The sequence below is a fragment of the Paenibacillus konkukensis genome, from assembly GCF_023523925.1.
In the GTDB taxonomy this organism is placed as follows: domain Bacteria; phylum Bacillota; class Bacilli; order Paenibacillales; family NBRC-103111; genus Paenibacillus_S; species Paenibacillus_S doosanensis.
This window is the reverse complement of sequence record NZ_CP027059.1, coordinates 4747532-4765000: the sequence shown is the minus strand read 5'-3', so window position 1 is coordinate 4765000 and position 17469 is coordinate 4747532. Positions and strand designations below refer to the sequence as shown.

At 52.6% G+C, this 17469-nt stretch carries 17 protein-coding genes, 1 other RNA gene and 1 pseudogene (1 of these 19 running past the window's edge); 1 reads left to right on the top strand and 18 read right to left on the bottom strand.

The window, feature by feature from the left end; genetic code table 11:
* The 16 genes and pseudogenes from SK3146_RS20670 to rpoE all read right to left on the bottom strand — a co-directional run.
* Window positions 1–100 carry the 5' end (the start) of a pro-sigmaK processing inhibitor BofA family protein gene (locus SK3146_RS20670; RefSeq protein ID WP_249860594.1) on the bottom strand. The gene continues 170 nt to the left of window position 1, outside the view, so 100 of the gene's 270 nt are visible here — the first part of the coding sequence; the start codon lies at window positions 98–100; the stop codon falls past the left edge of the window.
* On the bottom strand, window positions 100–375 hold the full coding sequence (locus tag SK3146_RS20665; RefSeq protein ID WP_249860593.1) for a DUF2508 family protein: 276 nt from the start codon (window positions 373–375) through the stop codon (window positions 100–102). The genes SK3146_RS20670 and SK3146_RS20665 overlap by 1 nt, the downstream gene beginning before the upstream one ends.
* A gap of 155 nt (window positions 376–530) precedes the next feature.
* On the bottom strand, window positions 531–1127 hold the full coding sequence (gene recR, locus SK3146_RS20660) for a recombination mediator RecR (protein ID WP_249860592.1): 597 nt from the start codon (window positions 1125–1127) through the stop codon (window positions 531–533).
* A 39-nt stretch (window positions 1128–1166) separates the two neighbouring features.
* Window positions 1167–1478 carry a YbaB/EbfC family nucleoid-associated protein gene (locus SK3146_RS20655; protein WP_249860591.1) on the bottom strand — a complete coding sequence of 104 codons (312 nt, stop codon included), beginning with the start codon at window positions 1476–1478 and terminating at the stop codon, window positions 1167–1169.
* An 18-nt stretch (window positions 1479–1496) separates the two neighbouring features.
* A complete protein-coding gene (gene dnaX, locus SK3146_RS20650; protein ID WP_249860590.1) occupies window positions 1497–3236 on the bottom strand; it encodes a DNA polymerase III subunit gamma/tau in 1740 nt (579 codons plus the stop codon).
* Window positions 3237–3302: 66 nt separating this feature from the next.
* Window positions 3303–4364 carry an ATP-binding protein gene (locus tag SK3146_RS20645; protein WP_249860589.1) on the bottom strand — a complete coding sequence of 354 codons (1062 nt, stop codon included), beginning with the start codon at window positions 4362–4364 and terminating at the stop codon, window positions 3303–3305.
* A 169-nt stretch (window positions 4365–4533) separates the two neighbouring features.
* Window positions 4534–4797: signal recognition particle sRNA large type (gene ffs, locus SK3146_RS20640), an RNA gene on the bottom strand.
* A 47-nt stretch (window positions 4798–4844) separates the two neighbouring features.
* Entirely contained in the window at window positions 4845–5237 is a 393-nt protein-coding gene (locus tag SK3146_RS20635; RefSeq protein ID WP_434006807.1) for a hypothetical protein, read from the bottom strand.
* A gap of 133 nt (window positions 5238–5370) precedes the next feature.
* Window positions 5371–5568: a 50S ribosomal protein L31 gene (gene rpmE / locus SK3146_RS20630; RefSeq protein WP_079911082.1), complete on the bottom strand. Its 198-nt coding sequence runs from the start codon at window positions 5566–5568 to the stop codon at window positions 5371–5373.
* Window positions 5569–5651: 83 nt separating this feature from the next.
* Window positions 5652–6920, bottom strand: coding sequence for a radical SAM family protein (locus tag SK3146_RS20625; protein ID WP_249860588.1), 1269 nt, complete (start codon window positions 6918–6920; stop codon window positions 5652–5654).
* A gap of 25 nt (window positions 6921–6945) precedes the next feature.
* The gene (rho, locus tag SK3146_RS20620; RefSeq protein ID WP_249860587.1) at window positions 6946–8256 is read right to left on the bottom strand and encodes a transcription termination factor Rho; all 1311 of its coding nucleotides are present in this window, start codon (window positions 8254–8256) and stop codon (window positions 6946–6948) included.
* A gap of 104 nt (window positions 8257–8360) precedes the next feature.
* Window positions 8361–9614, bottom strand: a complete 1254-nt coding sequence (locus SK3146_RS20615) for a UDP-N-acetylglucosamine 1-carboxyvinyltransferase (RefSeq protein WP_249860586.1) — start codon at window positions 9612–9614, stop codon at window positions 8361–8363.
* Between the two features lie 89 nt (window positions 9615–9703).
* A pseudogene (locus SK3146_RS20610) lies at window positions 9704–10033 on the bottom strand (class II fructose-bisphosphate aldolase); the annotation flags it as partial.
* A gap of 171 nt (window positions 10034–10204) precedes the next feature.
* The gene (locus SK3146_RS20605) at window positions 10205–10597 is read right to left on the bottom strand and encodes a response regulator (protein ID WP_249860585.1); all 393 of its coding nucleotides are present in this window, start codon (window positions 10595–10597) and stop codon (window positions 10205–10207) included.
* A gap of 208 nt (window positions 10598–10805) precedes the next feature.
* Window positions 10806–12407: a CTP synthase gene (locus SK3146_RS20600; RefSeq protein ID WP_249860584.1), complete on the bottom strand. Its 1602-nt coding sequence runs from the start codon at window positions 12405–12407 to the stop codon at window positions 10806–10808.
* A gap of 261 nt (window positions 12408–12668) precedes the next feature.
* Entirely contained in the window at window positions 12669–13253 is a 585-nt protein-coding gene (gene rpoE, locus SK3146_RS20595; RefSeq protein ID WP_249860583.1) for a DNA-directed RNA polymerase subunit delta, read from the bottom strand.
* A 382-nt stretch (window positions 13254–13635) separates the two neighbouring features.
* Between rpoE and SK3146_RS20590 the strand changes: the two genes are divergently transcribed.
* Window positions 13636–14817 (top strand): S8 family peptidase, encoded by a 1182-nt coding sequence (locus SK3146_RS20590; RefSeq protein ID WP_249860582.1) that lies wholly within the window; start codon window positions 13636–13638, stop codon window positions 14815–14817.
* A gap of 51 nt (window positions 14818–14868) precedes the next feature.
* Here the strand turns inward: SK3146_RS20590 and SK3146_RS20585 are convergent, their stop codons facing one another.
* Window positions 14869–15291 (bottom strand): YwiB family protein, encoded by a 423-nt coding sequence (locus tag SK3146_RS20585; protein ID WP_249860581.1) that lies wholly within the window; start codon window positions 15289–15291, stop codon window positions 14869–14871.
* Between the two features lie 59 nt (window positions 15292–15350).
* A complete protein-coding gene (locus SK3146_RS20580) occupies window positions 15351–17381 on the bottom strand; it encodes a beta-galactosidase (RefSeq protein WP_249860580.1) in 2031 nt (676 codons plus the stop codon).
* Between the last annotated feature and the right edge of the window lie 88 nt (window positions 17382–17469).

The window sequence follows — 17469 nt, the reverse complement described above, 5'->3', positions numbered from 1 at the left end:
ACCCGATCCATTGGAAAGCGTGCTTATGCCTGAACAGCGTTATGGCTAGCAGCAATCCGGATACGATCAGAATGCCCCACAACAAATATTGCTTCGTCATTACCCTTCCACCGCCCTTGTTCTGTACACGTCCATCGCCGATAGATTCATTTGCTTCGCTTGTTTAATCAGCATCTCAAACCGTTTCTCGGCTGCCTCCAAAGCATACACCGCATAATCGATTTGCTCCTTCTCCAGCACATAATCCAGCCGATGCTGCGCGGTAACCCATTCTTTATGCGCTTTATCGATTTCCAGCAGCAGCTGCAAGCCGTCGTTTTTAACGAGTTCGCGTTCACGCCGGTTCCTGCGGGATATTATTTTCCAAAGCTTCATACCGATCCCTCCCGAAGTTTGTCCTATACTCTATACATATAGTAGAGGCCGCTTCGATAGAACCGGAGTTTTTTCACCACACTTCCAAGCAACGGCAAAAAAAGCCGCACCGGAACAATTACATCCCACAATGCGGCTTCAATTATTTAGACAGATTACAGCTCTCTGCGCCCTTCCAGCGCTTTGGTCAGCGTGACTTCATCGGCGTATTCCAGATCTCCCCCAACAGGAAGCCCGTGTGCGATCCGGGTCACCTTCAAACCGAAAGGGCGCACCAGCCGGGACAAATACATCGCCGTCGCTTCCCCTTCGATGTTAGGGTTCGTTGCCAAAATAAGCTCCTGTACCCGTTCATCGGATAGTCGCTTCAATAGATCGGCAATCCGGATTTCATCGGGGCCGATTCCCTCCATCGGCGAAATGGCGCCGTGCAGGACATGGTAATACCCGTTGAACTCCCTGGTCCGCTCCATAGCGACCAAATCTTTGGGTTCCTGGACTACGCAAATCACCGAGCGATCCCTTGTTTTGTCTTGGCAAATCCGGCAAGGATCGGTATCCGTAATGTTGCAGCATACGGAACAATAATGCAAATTCCGCTTGACATTGACTAGCGCTTTGGCAAAATCGATGCAATCGTCTTCCTTCATTCTCAGCACGTGAAAAGCAAGCCGCGCCGCCGTTTTAGGCCCGATACCGGGCAAACGGGAGAAGGCGTCGATCAGTTTAGCTAACGGTTCGGGATAAAACAAACGAGGTAGCTCCTTATGCTTTCAAATTAAGTGCCGGGTTTAGAACAAGCCGGGAATATTCATGCCGCCGGTCAAACGGGACATTTCCTTGTTCGCCATTTCTTCCGCTTTGGTCATAGCATCGTTGATCGCCGTCAATACGAGATCCTGCAGCATTTCAACATCGTCCGGGTCTACCGCTTCCGGTTTGATGACGATATTGGTCACTTTTTTTTGGCCGTTAACCGTCACGGTAACGACACCGCCGCCGGCGGAGCCTTCTATCGTTTTTTGCGCAAGCTCTTCCTGCGTCTTCAGCATTTGCTCCTGCATTTTCTTCACTTGCTTCATCATTTGGTTCATGTTGTTCATTATGATCCGCTCCTTATCTTAATCTTCTTTTATTTTTACCAGGTCTTCGCCAAACATTTGGATGGCTTCATGAATCCATTCTTCCTTGACCGCATTAGGTTCGTCCTCGGCAACGAGCTTCAGCTCCTCCTTGGCCGCTTCGGCAGGCTTCGCCTGTTCCGCCGCCGCCTTCCAGTCCTTCATCATGATAGTCACGAGATGAAGCGGCGTGCCAAGAACGTCGTTCATCACTTGCTCGATCAACTGTTTATTCGCGGGCTTTTCCGTCGTTTCCCGATGCATCGAGCTTTTAAAAGCAACCAGCAGATTGCCGCCGGACACGGATACAGGTTCTCCGTCTACAAGCCAGGCATGGATCGTAATTTTTTGCTCTTTGACCCGTCCCAGCACTTGGCTCCACCGCTGCAAAGCCTCGCGAGTCTCGTCCGTGTCTTTCCCCTCGAGATAACCGTCCAGCTTCTCGATTTTTTTAATGGCAACCGGCGCAGAGGCCGGTCTCGCGCCCGATGCGCCGCCGCCTCCGAACGAATTCGGAGCAGCGGGAGCAACTCCCTGCTTCAACAGCTGGGAGAGCTGCTCTTCCAGCCGTTGAATCCGGCCTTTCAACTGGTTGATGAGTCCGTCAGGGGCAGGTTCCGCTGCCCTGGCGCCGCCCGCTTCCGAAGCTTCGCCGCCTTGCGTGCTGCACAGCTTCATAAGGGCCACTTCGAGCAGCGTTTGCGGCTGCACCGAATATTTCATTTCCGTCTGATAATAATTCAGCGTATCGATCATGGAAATGAGCTCCTGGGTGGTAAACGATTCGGCCACTTCGGCAAACGGCTTAATATCTATAATGCGGTCGGTGACGGCTTGCGAGCCGGGCACCATCTTGACCATTAACAGGTCGCGGAAGTAATAAAGCAAACTCTCCATGCATTTATCCGCGCTTTTGCCTTCCTGCATGAAATCGTCGACCAGCTTGAGCACGGCGCCTACATCTCTGCGTTTTACGGCATGCACCAGCTTCTCGAACTGATCTCCGGCCATCCCGCCGGTAATCGCTACGACATCGTCGTAGGCGATCGTTTTGCCCGAGAACGCCATGATCTGATCCAGCAGGCTGAGCGCGTCGCGCATGCCGCCGTCGGACAATCTCGCAATAAAGCGGATAGCCTCTTCTTCCGCCTCGATGTTCTCTTCCCGGCAAACTTCGCGAAGCCGCTCGACTTGTTCGTCCAAGGAAACGCGGCGAAAATCAAAGCGTTGACACCGCGAAATAATCGTGGCCGGTATTTTATGCGGCTCCGTCGTGGCCAAAATGAACATCACGTGAGCAGGCGGCTCTTCCAACGTTTTGAGCAGCGCGTTGAAAGCCTCCGTCGTCAGCATGTGAACCTCGTCGATAATATACACTTTGTGCCGAACTTCGGTAGGAGCGTATTTCACCTTATCACGAATGTCGCGGATTTCCTCAACACCCCGATTGGAGGCGGCGTCGATCTCCACCACATCCATAACCGCGCCTTCCGTAATACGGATGCAATTGGCGCACTCGTTGCACGGTTCCTCGGCGGGACCCTTCAAACAATTGACGGCCTTAGCCAAAATTTTGGCAGCACTCGTCTTCCCCGTCCCCCGCGGCCCGTTAAACAAATACGCATGAGTAAACCGCCCCTCGCGAAGCGAATTTTGCAAGGTTTGAACAATGTGCTTCTGCCCTACAATTTCCCGGAAAGCCTGCGGTCTCCACGTTCGGTATAATGCGATATGTGCCATAGCTTCCTCTCCAACGATGGTTTATCCAGTCTATTATACTACACTTGAGCGGCACAAATGAAGTGCTTACGGAAACGGGATGCTAAGCGTGAAGGTCGTTCCGTATCCTTTGGAGGAAACGCGAATATGCCCGCCTATATCATGGATAATGCGCTGGCAGATGGATAAGCCGAGTCCCGTTCCTTCTTCCTTCGTCGTAAAGAACGGATCAAAGATTTTATCAATGACAAATAGCGGGATACCCGGACCCGTATCGTGAATATCAATGTTGACCTTGCGCTCTTCATTATCCACCCTTTCGGTTATCGTTAAATGGCCTCCGTCCCCCATGGCCTCTATGCCATTTTTGCAAATATTCAAGAAGACTTGTTTCAACATCTCCCTATCCGCTATGATCCGGGGCAGCCGATCCGATATGTCGCATTGGACGATAACCCCGTGAAGAATAGCCTCGTTATTAATAATCGGCATAATGTCGCGCACAACCTGCGATAAATCGACGGATGCGTACGTTACGTTCTTCGGCTTGCTCAGCAGTAAAAATTCGTTGACTAGCTCATTGATCCGGTTCATCTCGGTCAGCATCACTTCGGTATATCCGCATTCGCGTTCCATCCCTTGCTCTTGCAGCGTCCTGCGCAGCACCTGCAAAAAGCCCTTAATAGAGGTCAGGGGATTGCGGATTTCATGAGCGGTTCCGGCCGCGATCTGTCCGATCATAGCCAGCCGGTCGCTGCGCTGAACCTGCTCCTCCAATGAACGGAGATTCGTTACATCCTTGAAAATAATGTATGCGCCCGCAATTTGATCGCTCTCGTCCCGCAATACGTTGGAATCGAGCAGCAGCTCGTAGCGCTCCTGATTGTTCGTCCATGACAGCGCATGATTGCGAACGACCATGCCGTCCAATATGTTGCGCCGGACGAGCTGATGCTCTGCCGGCAGCGTAGCAAATATATGCTCCATAGGCTGCCCAAGCACCTTCTTCTTCTCCAAGCCGAGCACACGGCACGCCATGTCACTGATATCAATCAGTTGGAACTCTGTGTCTATAAGTATGACTCCCAGATTGACATCTTGCAAAAATGCTCCGGCAAATTGCTGTAGCAAATTTAACCCCCGCTGCAACGTGCCACCTCCTAACTATACCCAGTGCAAAAACAGTCCTAGTTAACTTTAGTATACAATTCTCCTAAATTTTTCATTTTCCTTCTGTAAGCACAAAAAAACACCGTTTTATAGCCTTTTTCGAGGCTTAAACGATGTTCACGTGTACATTATTTAAGATAAAATTATACCGTGCACCAACCTTGATATTACGATCCAAGCGGAATTTTTAGACTTGGCTCAAGCAAGGCCACCCTTCGGCACATGGAACCTCATGCTTACGGCTGCTTCCTTCCGGACCTGACCGGATTCACACGCATCCATTGCGAAGGACCCGACTCTCAACACCAATTCTAAAACCCAAACCTTACATCGTAATACCGCATGATGGCGATCGACCCCGCTACAGCGGATTGCGGGTTACAGGGCACCGCTACCTCCCCGTCTAGCACGGCAAAGATAAGTATAGACGATTCCTGCAGAAATAGCAACCCACCGGGATTATTTGCGGGATACGGAAACTTTCACCGTATAGCGCGGCATTGCTTTGCTCAGCTTGTCCCGAGCGTCCTGTTCGATCCTAGCCGTCTCTTCGTCGGACAAGCCGGCCGGAACCTTCAAATTGACCGTCGCATTAGGGCCGTTAATGATAATCGTCGAATCCGTCACATGAGCTACCTGAGCGACGGTTGCTTTCATAACGCGGGCATCGTCCATATACGTGTGGTAAGTCGGGCTCATCGGCATGTTCGGATTGACTTCGGTCATACCCAAAAGGCCGTCGCGCGAATACGACTTGGCTTTAGTTACGCCGTCCTGTTTCTGGCAGGCAGCGCCGGTCACGGCAAGCGCAGCTCCGAGCAGCAGCGGCAGCGCGAATTTCGGTCTCATCAACAAAAACACCTCCTGAAACCATTCTTAAGAACAATATAGCGGCAAATGTCGAAATCGACCGTGCCACTTTGTCCTTAGGATGGCCTCAGGAGGCTTGTTTATGCTGTAAGACGTCTGGAAACAGGCATGAAACTTAGATGCCGTATTTCTTTTTGAATTTATCAACGCGACCGCCGGCATCAACAAATTTTTGTTTGCCAGTGAAGAACGGATGGCAAGCGGAACAAATCTCTACGCGCAGATTCTGCTTAATGGAACCTGTTTCGAACGTATTGCCGCAAGCGCAAGTAACCGTTGTGTTATGGTACGTAGGATGGATTGCTTCTTTCATTTCTTTCACCTCTTTTGCCCTGAAACACCATGTGAATCAGAGTTATCAAATACACACATGACGGCATTATATCATGTCGTCCATTATCGTTGCAAGTGGTTTCTGTTAGTTACCAAATCTGGAACATGCGTGTACGAACCAAGCACGACGCCAGGCAATTCCTCCCGGAAAATCTCCAGCATTTGCTTCATTCCGTACAGCTCTCCCTGAGGCTTCGGAATCAGGTTCAAATAGCTTTCCGGGTCAATATTCAAATTGCGCAGCTGGATCAATTTGAGATCGGTGCGGCGCACAAACTCGATCATGGCCTCGATTTCTTCTTCGCGGTCGGTAACGCCCGGGAAGATCAAGTAATTGATCGACGTATAGACTCCATGGTCGGCGGCGTAACGTAGAGACTTCTCCACATTTTTGAGCGTATATCCGCGCGGCTTGTAGTAGGCGTTGTAGTGATCGTCCAGCGCGCTGATCGTGCTTACGCGCATCAAATCGAGTCCGGCGTCGACGATTCCGCGGATATGGTCGGTAAGCCCGGCGTTCGTATTAATATTAATATACCCCATGCTCGTCTGCTCGCGCACTTCACGTATCGCCTTAATAATCGTAGGGGCCTGTGTCGAAGGCTCTCCTTCGCAGCCTTGTCCGAAACTAATAATGCTCTCCGGCGTCTTCAGATGCTCCAGCATAACCTGCACGACTTCTTCTACGGTCGGCTTGAAGTTCATCCGCGTCTGCGGGGCGGGAAAGCCGCTGTCGTCGGGCTGTTCGGAGATGCAGCCGAAGCAGCCGGCGTTACAGGAGAACGACACCGGCACCGCGCCTTCCCAGCGATTCAAAAACGTGTTGGATGCGGTAAGGCATTCGTAACCCAGCGCACAGTTGGACAAATGCTGATACAGGCGATTATCGCCGTATTTCTCAAGCAGATGCTGAACCTGCAGCTCAAGCTCGTTCGGATCGCAATTGCGCGGATTCCACCGCTCCGGATCGTCGCTGGGATGAGCCGCTGCATAGAACCGTCCGTCTTTCCAGACGGCGGCCGTATAACCGAATAAGGGCAGCAGCTGGCTCTTGTCCGTCTTCACGTAACCCGGAATAAGAAGCCGGGTAAAGCCTTGCGGAAGCAGCGCCCCGACGGCGGACACATCCCCCGGAACAATCTCCATCTTCCCGGTGGCGGCGTTCAGACCGACCGGTCGGGTATGAGGCAAGCTGACGAGCGTAGCCCCTTCCGGAAGCGGAATGAGCTCGTCTTCCATAATATCGGTAACCATTTCTCCATTACGGCCGAGAGCAACGTAATCGGGATGATCGAATACGTTCCCGTCCCGGTCGGCGTATAACAAGTTCATCGGTCCAAAGCTCCTTCCTGTTGAATTACGACGCGGAGTTCTTCACTCTTTTGGAAGAAGGCGATGAGGAGGACGAAGAGGAACCGTTGCCGCCTGTTTTTTCCAACATGTCCAGAAACTCTTGATTGGTTTTGGAATCGGCGAGCTTCTTCAGGAACGCTTCCAAGTACTCGTGGGAATCGTTCATGCCTTTGCGGATCGCCCATACTTTATCCAGCTCTTCTTTGGTCAGGAGCATCTCTTCGCGACGCGTACCCGAACGGCGTATATCGATCGCCGGGAAAATTCTGCGTTCGGCCAATTTCCGGTCCAAATGCAGCTCCAAATTGCCCGTACCTTTAAATTCCTCATAAATGACATCGTCCATGCGCGATCCCGTTTCGATCAGCGCAGTCGCCAAAATGGTCAAGCTGCCGCCTTCCTCGATGTTGCGGGCTGCGCCGAAAAACCGCTTGGGCCGGTGAAACGCCCCCGGATCGATCCCCCCGGACAATGTGCGTCCCGTCGGCGGCACGACAAGGTTGTATGCGCGGGCGAGCCGCGTAATGCTATCGAGCAAAATGACAACGTCCTTCTTATGCTCGACAAGACGCTGAGCGCGCTCCAGCACCAGCTCCGCCACCTTAATATGATTCTCGGGAAGCTCGTCGAACGTAGAAGCGACGACCTCGCCTTTGACGGAACGCTGCATATCCGTCACTTCCTCCGGACGTTCGTCAATCAGCAGCACGAACAGCTCGATATCCGGGTAGTTCGTAGAGATGCTGTTGGCGATTTCCTTAAGCAATAACGTTTTGCCTGCTTTCGGGGGAGCTACGATCAAACCGCGCTGCCCCAATCCTACGGGAGCCAATAAATCCATAAGACGAGTGGAATAATGCGTAGGGGATGTTTCCAAGACGATTTTCTTTTGCGGATAAAGAGGAGTCAAAGCTGGAAAGTGCAGTCGTTCCGCAGCTGTAACAGGGTCTTCACCATTGACCGCTTCGACGTGAAGCAGTCCGAAATATCGTTCGTTCTCTTTAGGCGGACGGCATTTGCCGGATACCAGATCGCCGGACCGCAAATCGAATTTGCGTATTTGCGACGCGGAGATGTAAATATCCTCCGAGCTCGGCAAGTAGTTGATCGGTCTTAAGAAGCCGAAGCCATCCTGAAGAATTTCCAGGACGCCCTCCATAAACATAAGCCCGCCTTTTTCCGCCTGTGCTCTTAAGATGGCAAAAATAAGTTCTTTCTTCTTCAATTGGCCGTAATAAGGAATTTGATGCTTCTTCGCCAATTGGTAAAGCTCCGTTAATTTCAGTGCCTCTAGTTGCGCTAGATGCATATCCATAATTTCAACCACCAAACTATTAAATTTTCAAGGCTTGTAAATATACTCTAGCAATAAGTTTATGTTCTAGCTTTGCCCAAATCGGGGCGGTCTATACGAACAAGCTACTCCAGCTTGCGCCAAACTTCGGCGCCCAGATTTGATAGATTCGTCACCAGATGATCGTAACCGCGATCGATGTATTCGACGCCGGTAATTTCCGTAATTCCATTCGCTACGGTCAGACCGGCGATGACCAGCGCCGCGCCGGCGCGAAGATCGGTCGCCTTCACCTTGGCCGCGCTCAGGGGGCTGCCTTCAATCACGGCCGAGCGGCCTTCCACTTTGATCTTGGCTCCCATGCGCAGCAGCTCCGGAACGTGTTTGAACCGGTTGCTGTATACGTAATCCGTCAATATGCTGACGCCTTGAGTCTGCGTTAACAAGCTGCTCATAGGCGATTGCAAATCGGTGGCAAATCCCGGGTACACCAGCGCTTTGACATCGACGCTCTCGTACGCCGGCTGTCCCACGACCCGGATCGATTCGTCCATTTCATATATATGAACGCCCATCTCCTGCAGCTTGGCCGTCAGAGCTTCCATATGCTTCGGAATGACGTTATCGACAATCACATCGCCGCGCGTCGCCGCCGCAGCTATCATATAAGTGCCCGCCTGAATCCGGTCGGGAATAATCGAATGGCGGCAGCCGTGCATGGAATCGACGCCTTCGACGCGAATCGTTTCGGTTCCCGCCCCTTTAATCCGGGCTCCCATAGAGTTAAGCAATGTAGCGACATCTATAATTTCAGGCTCTTTGGCCGCATTTTCAATCAAAGTGACGCCTTTCGCGCGCGAAGCCGCCAGCATAATGTTGATCGTGGCTCCAACGCTGACCACATCGAGATAAATCTTGGCTCCGCGAAGTTCCTTAGCTCGAATATGTAAGGCTCCATTCTCCGTACTGACTTGCGCTCCAAGCGCCTCGAACCCTTTGATATGCTGATCGATCGGACGAGGCTCAAAATTGCATCCCCCCGGCAGCCCGATAGTGGCTTCTCCAAAACGCCCCAGCAGCGCTCCCATCAAATAATAAGAAGCCCGCAATTTCTTCACATTGCCGTTAGGCATCGGCTTGGACCGAAGACAGCTAGGGTCGATGACCATTTGATCCTGCTTCCAATCGACCGTTGCCCCAAGCTCTTCGAGCAATTCCGTATAAATGGCGACATCGCTCAGAATCGGCAAGTTGTCCAGCGTTACCGTCGTTTCCGATAAAATAGCGGCCGGGATCAAAGCGATTGCGCTGTTCTTCGCTCCGCTAATCTGAACCGTCCCGCGTAACGGACGGCCGCCGGCGACCATCAATTTCTCCATTCGTCCCTCTTCCTCTCACGTGACTGCTTTAAAGCGATAAACAAGCGAAAACAAACATTATTCGAGACATCGAAACGTATATTAAGGAATTACAGTTTAACCACATTTCTTGGAGTGACGCATTCTAAGCTTTGGTTGGAGCATCCGAACCATTAATTTTTTGGATTTAACCACTTCTATCATGGCTTTGCGGGCAGGAGTGAGGTATTTACGGGGATCGTATACTTTTGCACCTTAGTTAGCATTTTGTGAATCGTCGCATCGGTATATGCCAGTTGATTTTCCGTGTTAACGTTGATTTTGCCTACCCCTGCAGCGATCGATTTCCTAATCATTTCGTCGGGAACGCCGGAGCCGCCGCGAAGGACGACAGGAACGGGAATGGCGCTGGACAGTTTCTCGATAATATCCAAACGGATTGCCTTCGAATGCGATGCTCACTCCCGTGTTTATGGATCGATTCCAGGTGCGAATTCCGCGTTTACCGTCATACTGCGTTATTATAACATATCCGGATTGAAATGATAACCAAGCCGTGGCGTTTTTTCAAAGGGCCGCGTTCTGAGGTCAAAAAAAAGAGATCCTGATAATCAGGACCCCACTGCATATGAACCGCTGCCCGTAAGCCTTAGCTGGTTGTTAACCGCATGGCGGAGCTCGTCAATATCAAACGGCTTTGTAAAATGCATGATCGCTCCCAAGTCTGTCGCCTCTTTGATCATGTCCAGCTCTCCGTAAGCTGTCATCATGATGACCTTAATCGAAGGATCAATGCTCTTGATGTGCTTTAAGATGTCCAAACCGTCCATGCCGGGAATTTTCATATCCAAAAGCACGAGATCGGGGGAAGCCGTTCTGACGATTTCCAAAGCGAGCTTTCCGTTGGACGCTTGATACGTTTCATATCCTTCGCTGCTGAAAACTTCCATCAACAAGATTCGAATACCGTTCTGATCATCAACAATGAGCAACTTCTTTTTCAATACGGTAACCTCCTCATTCCGCTTTCGTGTGTTTGTCGGAATTCCGTCCTGTCCATCTGTCATAACAAGAAGATAAATTCGCTACAAATACCGATATTCCTGCTTCATTTTACGGAAAGTTGAAAAGTTTTACAAAAAAAGAAGTTTCTGAAGAACAAGCGCTTCACGGCGTTGATTAACGCTTATGCGGGCAGCGGGCGATTTATGACTAATTGTTCATTTGAAAGGCTGCTTTGACAAAATGCTTGAACAACGCTTGCGGCCGGTTCGGACGGGAAGTAAATTCCGGATGGAACTGCACCGCCAGGAACCAAGGATGGTCCGGACATTCGATAATCTCAACCAGACGGCCGTCAGGCGATGTGCCTGTAATTTTCAGCCCCGCTCCTTCCAGCATGTCGCGGTACTGGTTATTGAATTCGTAACGGTGACGGTGTCTCTCGTATACCAGCTCGTCATCGTAGCAGCTCATGGCCAGCGACCCTTCGGTCAATTTGCAAGGATACAAGCCAAGACGCATCGTGCCGCCCAGATCCTCGATATCCTTCTGCTCAGGCAGCAGGTCGATGACCGGATAAGGCGTCGTAGGATTAATTTCGGAGCTGTTGGCTCCTTCAAGCTTCAGCACGGAACGCGCATACTCCACAACGGCCACCTGCATCCCGAGGCAAATGCCGAAGAACGGAATCTTGTTCTCTCTCGCATAGCGGATCGCGGAGACTTTCCCTTCGATCCCGCGGTCGCCGAAGCCTCCCGGCACGAGAATGCCTTGCACGCCTTCAAGCAGCTCGGCCACATTATGATCGTATACTTCCTCGGCGTTGACCCAGCGGATTTTGATCTCGGTGTTGCTGTCGATCCCCGCGTGGCCCAGCGCTTCGACAATGCTCAAATAAGCGTCGTGAAGAGCGACATATTTACCTACAATGGCGATTTCCGTCGTATACTTGAGCGATTTGACGCGCTCTACAAGGCTTTCCCATTCGGACATATCCGGCTCGTTGGTCGTCAGCTTCAGGTGGTTGACAACGATATCGTCAAGCCCTTGCTCGCGGAGCATCATCGGCACTTCGTACAAAGTATCGGCGTCCAGACATTCCACAACGGCCCCTTCGTCAATGTCGCAGAACAGCGCCAGCTTGCGCTTCATATCGTCGGAGAGCGGATGCTCCGTGCGGCATACGACCACATGAGGCTGAATGCCGATGCTGCGCAGCTCCTTGACGCTGTGCTGGGTCGGCTTCGTCTTCACTTCTCCGGCCGCTTTCAAATAAGGAATAAGCGTAACGTGAATGTACATCACATTCTCGCGTCCGATGTCGCTCTTGATTTGGCGAATCGCCTCGATAAACGGCAGGCTCTCGATATCGCCTACCGTACCGCCGATTTCGGTAATGACCACATCGGATTGCGCTTCGCGTCCCGCGCGAAAAACGCGGTCTTTAATTTCATTGGTAATATGCGGGATTACCTGTACCGTACCGCCCAAATATTCGCCGCGGCGTTCTTTGGTGATGACGGAGGAATAAATTTTGCCGGTCGTTACGTTGCTGTTCTTGGACAGATTAATATCGATAAAACGTTCATAGTGACCCAGATCCAAATCGGTTTCAGCGCCGTCGTCGGTAACGAACACTTCGCCGTGCTGGTAAGGACTCATCGTCCCCGGGTCTACGTTGATGTAAGGATCGAATTTTTGAATGGTAACCTTCAGACCCCGATTTTTAAGCAGTCTTCCGAGCGAAGCGGCTGTAATCCCCTTGCCGAGCGAGGAAACGACGCCTCCTGTGACGAAAATATACTTGGTCATGTATGTAACCTCCAATTAATGATAGTATTGCGCGAAATCAGTTCCCATAAACGGAAAAAGGGCGCGCCGGAGCAAAATCTCCCCGCGGCTTCGCTTGAGCGGCCCCACCGAAAAATCCCCCGAAAAAAAGAAAAAAAGCGCCCCGACTTGCGCGGGGCACTTTATATTCAAGACATACGTCATGATACGTACTTTTCAAAAGCCCAAAAAATAGTTTACTCTGATTGGGTGATCGCTGTCAAGTGAAGGGGACATTTGGATTTATTTCTCTTCTTCTTCCTCTTCGTCTTCGAATTCTTCCTCTTCGGACTCTTCCGAATCCTCGTCCAGCTCTTCTTCCAAGTCGGCGTCTTCCAGCTCCTCTTCTTCTATTTCTTCCTCTTCGAAGAACTCGGAGTCTTCCTCAGCCTCTTCTTCGGAATCGAAGTCGTCTTCGTCGCGAACCTTATCGAAGGAGTCGTAATCCTCCTCTTCGGTAAATACGTCCTCTTCCTCTGCGTACAAGTCTTCTTCGTCCATATCGTCGTCCTCGTCGTTGATGATCCGCGGACGTTTGCCGCTGCCAACCGCATCCTCGGACTTCTCCACCGGATACCAGCGCTTCAATCCCCACAAGTTGGTTCCGACGCAAGCGAACCTGCCGTCAATGTTGATCTCCGTATATAGTTGAGCGATAACCTGCATGACATCGTCTTCAGAGAGGCCTTTAATTTTGGCGATTTCCGCCATTAGATCCCGGTAATAAAAAGGCGTATTAGCCGCTTTCAGCAATTCAAATGCAAGATCGACCATCGGCATTTCTTTAGCCTGCTCCGCACCGACCTTGAGAGTGTACTGTGCACTCATCCAAGCACATCCCTTCGAACGTTTTACAAGAGTCCTAACTCATAATATCCATTATACTCATTTAGTAAACCTTATTTTATATAAAAAAGCAACTAGGAGTCTGCACAAGCCCGTAAAAAAAGAAAGAAGCGAAGGAGGGTACCTTCGCCTTTGACTGTATCCGCCGGAGACGTGAGCTTGCTCGCCTTCCCAGCCCTTATACACACCGGAGAGAATCGCATGACTCTCTCTATTTATCGTATGTGCGTTTTCCATTAATGACACGGGTGATGACCCAATTATTTTCATAAAGGTTAGGTGCACAAGCCGCCGGACGTATCCCCACATACCATATTGAAAAGTGTTGATTCCAGGCCTCACATGGGGGGAGGACGATCCGCTAATGAAACCATCCACGTTCGTAGAGTGGCTTCATCAAGCCATGGCAGGCGCCGAGAACGCCGATTGCAAGCATATTATCCGCTTCACCGACAAGGACTATTATTCGGAATGTCTTCACCATATCGACCGTCTGAAAGCGGCATGGCCCCGTCTGGAACACGTTCAACCGCTCCAAATCATCCAAGCGTTTTCCTGTACGCTGCAAAATCCCGGGCTTCTCCAAGACATCCCATGGGTTCAATCCATAGAAACCGATATCCGTATGACGGTACACGCGCATAAAGCGACTACCGCCATTCAGCCGCCCAACGGCAAATCCATCAGCGAAGCTCCAAGTATTCCGTGGGGCATTAAGCATATTCGGGCCCCGCAGGCCTGGAGCAAATCCAGAGGAGATCGGATTCATATCGGGGTCATCGATACCGGGGCCGACTATACGCACCCGGACCTGCGCAATTGTCTGTCGTACGGCGTAAATCTGCTCAACCGTTACTTGATGCCCAATGACGATAACGGCCACGGCACGCATATCGCCGGTACGATCGCCGCGTCCAGCAAGCAGCGAGGCATTGTCGGCGTCGCGCCGCAGGCGCTTATCCATCCGGTGAAGGCGTTCGACCACCAGGGAAGCGCCTATGTCTCCGATATTATTAACGGGATCGACTGGTGCGTCAGAAACCAGCTCCATATTATCAATATGAGCTTCGGGATGAAATCATACAGCAAGGCGCTGGAATCGGCTATTCGCAACGCCCACGATTCCGGCGTCATCGTTGTGGCTTCCTCTGGCAACGAAGGCAAAAAAGCGGGCATCGATTACCCGGCCAGACTGCGCCAGGTTATCGCGGTCGGCGCAACCACCCGCCGCGGCTATATCGCCCCGTTCAGCAACATCAGCAGAAAGATCGACATCTACGCCCCCGGAGAAAAGGTATATTCAACCTGGCTCCGCGGCAAATACCACGAGCTGAGCGGCACCTCGATGGCCACCTCTCATGTGACCGGGGTCATCGCGCTGATGCTGGCCCGCAAGCCGGGATTAAAGCCCGGGCAGGTGAAATCGCTCATCAAGAAAAACGCTAAAATGATCCTCAAAGCCAGCAAGTCGGGGCTCGGAATTAAAGAGGTTAACGCGCTGAGAGCTGTCGGCGCCGTAAGCAAAAAGGCCTCAAGCGGCGGTTAAGCGGCTGCTTGAAGCCTTTTTGCTCTTTATAACGCCGGCTGCGCCAAGCTTTTACCGCTCCGCTATCGTAAGGCGAAGGCGGAAGACGCCCGTAGGCTCGCCTTGGACAAACAGTTCGTAGCTCCATTCCACGGTGCCCAGTCCTTCCGACAGCTCGGCCGACATCGAGCTCGTGACCGTATGCAGCTCCAGGCTGCCTTGCGGAGTTTCGTACGAGCCCCGGCAGCGCTGCCCCACGACGAACGTCTGCTCCGAACGAACGCTGCCGCTGCGTGCGATCCAGATCCGCGTTTCTTCCAGCTTCATCGTCGTGACGGTCCCTTTCATCTCGGGATCTTCTTCGTTATAACGCAAATAATAGCGGCCGCCCTTCAGGTACAAGTCTCCCTCCGCCTGCTGACGGACCGATTGACCGTCCATCAAGCTTTCGATGGACACCTTGACCGGCCGCTTCGTATCCATATTCCGATTCATGTTCCGCTCCTCCTGTCACACCAAAAGTGTAACGAAAGGAGCGGTCTTTTTCAATCCGCTTATTGCCGCTTCTGCAAAATGACGACCTCGTTCGGCGCCAGCTCCAGGGAACCGGCGAGCTCGCGGCCGCTGATCAGGTCGGCGAACCGGCCTTCCGGCAGCTCGGCCTGCACGGCGGAAGCGTTATGATTGAGCGCGAACAAGTACCGCGCTCCGTCCGCGCCGCGGCGTACGCTCAGCTCAACGCCGGCGGGAGCTTCAAGCGGGGCTTGCACGCCCGCCTCGCCGAGAATCGCGCCGATCAGACCGGACGTAAAGCCGGCTTCGGCCTGCGTTCCGACATAGTAAGCCTTCCCTTGCCCGAACGTATGCCGCGTCACCGCCGGAGAACCGGCGAAGAAGTCCGAGGTGAAGGCAGCGATCGGCTGCGCCCCCTCCAGCCGGATCAAGTCGGCCCATAAATTGCAGGCGAATTCGCCGCGCAGATCCCCGAAGCCGGATACCGAGATCCCGTTCGTCTGTCCCGGCAGCATCGGGTCGAATTCCTCGACGCAGAGGCCAAGAAGCTTCCTCAGCGGAGCCGGATAGCCGCCCAGATGGATGCGGTCATTCTCGTCGACGATGCCGCTAAAGAAAGTCGTAAGCAGCGTGCCGCCGCCTTGGACGTACGCCTCCAAATTCGCTTGAACGCCCGGCGCGATCATGTACAGCGCGGGAGCAAGCACCAGCTTGTAGCGGCTCAAATCGGCGTCAGGCCGCACGAAATCGACGCCGACATTGCGCTCGAACAGCGCCTTGTAATACTGCTTGATCTGCTCCAAATATAAGACGTCGCGGCTCGGCTTGGAATCAAGCTCCAGCGCCCACCAGTTATGCCAATCGAAGATGATGGCCACTTCCGCCTCGACTCGTGCGTCGACAAGCGCATCCAATCGTCTTAGCTCTTGGCCGAGCTGCTCCACCTCGCGGTAAATGCGGCTGTTCTCGTCGCCGGTATGCGTCACCATCGCCCCGTGGAATTTCTCCGCGCCCGCTTTCGATTGGCGCCACTGGAAGAACATAACGCCGTCGCCTCCGTGGGCAATCGTCTGATAGCTCCACAGGCGCATGACCCCCGGACGCTTCAGCGGATTTTGCTGGCGCCAGTTCACCTGACTCGTCACCTGCTCCATCAGAATGAACGGCTGTCCGGCTTTCAGCCCGCGCATCAAATCATGCTGCATGGCGGCGAATACCGGGATTCCCGCGGTCGGCTCCGGATAGCTGTCCCAAGTAATCACATCCATATGCTTGGCCCACTCGAATTGGTCCAGCGGCTTGAAAGCTCCCATCAAATTCGTCATGATAGGCAGCTCCGGCGTAATCTCCTTCAAGATGCGATACTCGCCGAGATAAGCGTCCAGCAGGCTGTCGGACATGAAGCGCATATAGTCGAGCTGCTGTCCCGGATTTGCATAGGTCGGCGTTTTGCCGGGCAGACCGATTTCATCCCAGCCGTAATACTTCTGGCTCCAGAAGTTCGTGCCCCAGCGGGCGTTGAGCTCGTCCAGCGTGCCGTACCGCTTCTCCAGCCACACCCGGAACTCGCGCGTGCACTCGTCGCAGAAGCAGCGGGAAATATGGCACGCATATTCATTGTTAATATGCCACATCGCCAGCGCCGGATGGTCCTTGTACCGCTCCGCGAGCTTGCGCACGAGACGCTGGCCGTACAGCCGGAACGCCTTGCTGTTCGGGCAATAGTGCTGGCGGGAGCCTTGTGCGTAGCGGGCTCCGTTCTCGTCCACCGGCAGCGATTCCGAATGCAGCTTGGCCATCCATGCCGGAGGCGATGCGGTAGCCGTCGCCAGGTCGGCCATAATGCCGCTCTCCGCCAGCAAGTCCATCAGCCGGTCCATCCAGGCGAAATCGTACGAGTCCGGTCCGGGCTGCAGGACGGCCCAGCTAAAGATGCCGATGCTCACGATGTTGACTCCGGCTTTCTTCATCAGCCGCATATCGTCTTTCCACACTTCCTCCGGCCACTGCTCCGGATTGTAATCGCCACCGTAAAACAGATGCGGCAGTTTGACATTTTTGGAAACGGACATACTAGGCCCTCCTCTGTAAAATCAGATCATATGCATAGGATACGACCATCTCCATCCCCTTTTCAATCGAATCATTTTCTTGTTAATA

Coding starts and splice junctions, on each gene's coding strand:
- SK3146_RS20665 (WP_249860593.1), bottom strand. CDS start 375: ATGAAGCTTTGGAAAATAATATCCCGCAGGAACCGGCGTGAACGCGAA.
- SK3146_RS20590 (WP_249860582.1), top strand. CDS start 13,636: ATGAAACCATCCACGTTCGTAGAGTGGCTTCATCAAGCCATGGCAGGC.
- SK3146_RS20615 (WP_249860586.1), bottom strand. CDS start 9,614: ATGGAGAAATTGATGGTCGCCGGCGGCCGTCCGTTACGCGGGACGGTT.
- SK3146_RS20580 (WP_249860580.1), bottom strand. CDS start 17,381: ATGTCCGTTTCCAAAAATGTCAAACTGCCGCATCTGTTTTACGGTGGC.
- SK3146_RS20625 (WP_249860588.1), bottom strand. CDS start 6,920: ATGAACTTGTTATACGCCGACCGGGACGGGAACGTATTCGATCATCCC.
- SK3146_RS20600 (WP_249860584.1), bottom strand. CDS start 12,407: ATGACCAAGTATATTTTCGTCACAGGAGGCGTCGTTTCCTCGCTCGGC.
- rpmE (WP_079911082.1), bottom strand. CDS start 5,568: ATGAAAGAAGCAATCCATCCTACGTACCATAACACAACGGTTACTTGC.
- dnaX (WP_249860590.1), bottom strand. CDS start 3,236: ATGGCACATATCGCATTATACCGAACGTGGAGACCGCAGGCTTTCCGG.
- rho (WP_249860587.1), bottom strand. CDS start 8,256: ATGGATATGCATCTAGCGCAACTAGAGGCACTGAAATTAACGGAGCTT.
- rpoE (WP_249860583.1), bottom strand. CDS start 13,253: ATGAGTGCACAGTACACTCTCAAGGTCGGTGCGGAGCAGGCTAAAGAA.
- SK3146_RS20655 (WP_249860591.1), bottom strand. CDS start 1,478: ATGAACAACATGAACCAAATGATGAAGCAAGTGAAGAAAATGCAGGAG.
- SK3146_RS20585 (WP_249860581.1), bottom strand. CDS start 15,291: ATGAATCGGAATATGGATACGAAGCGGCCGGTCAAGGTGTCCATCGAA.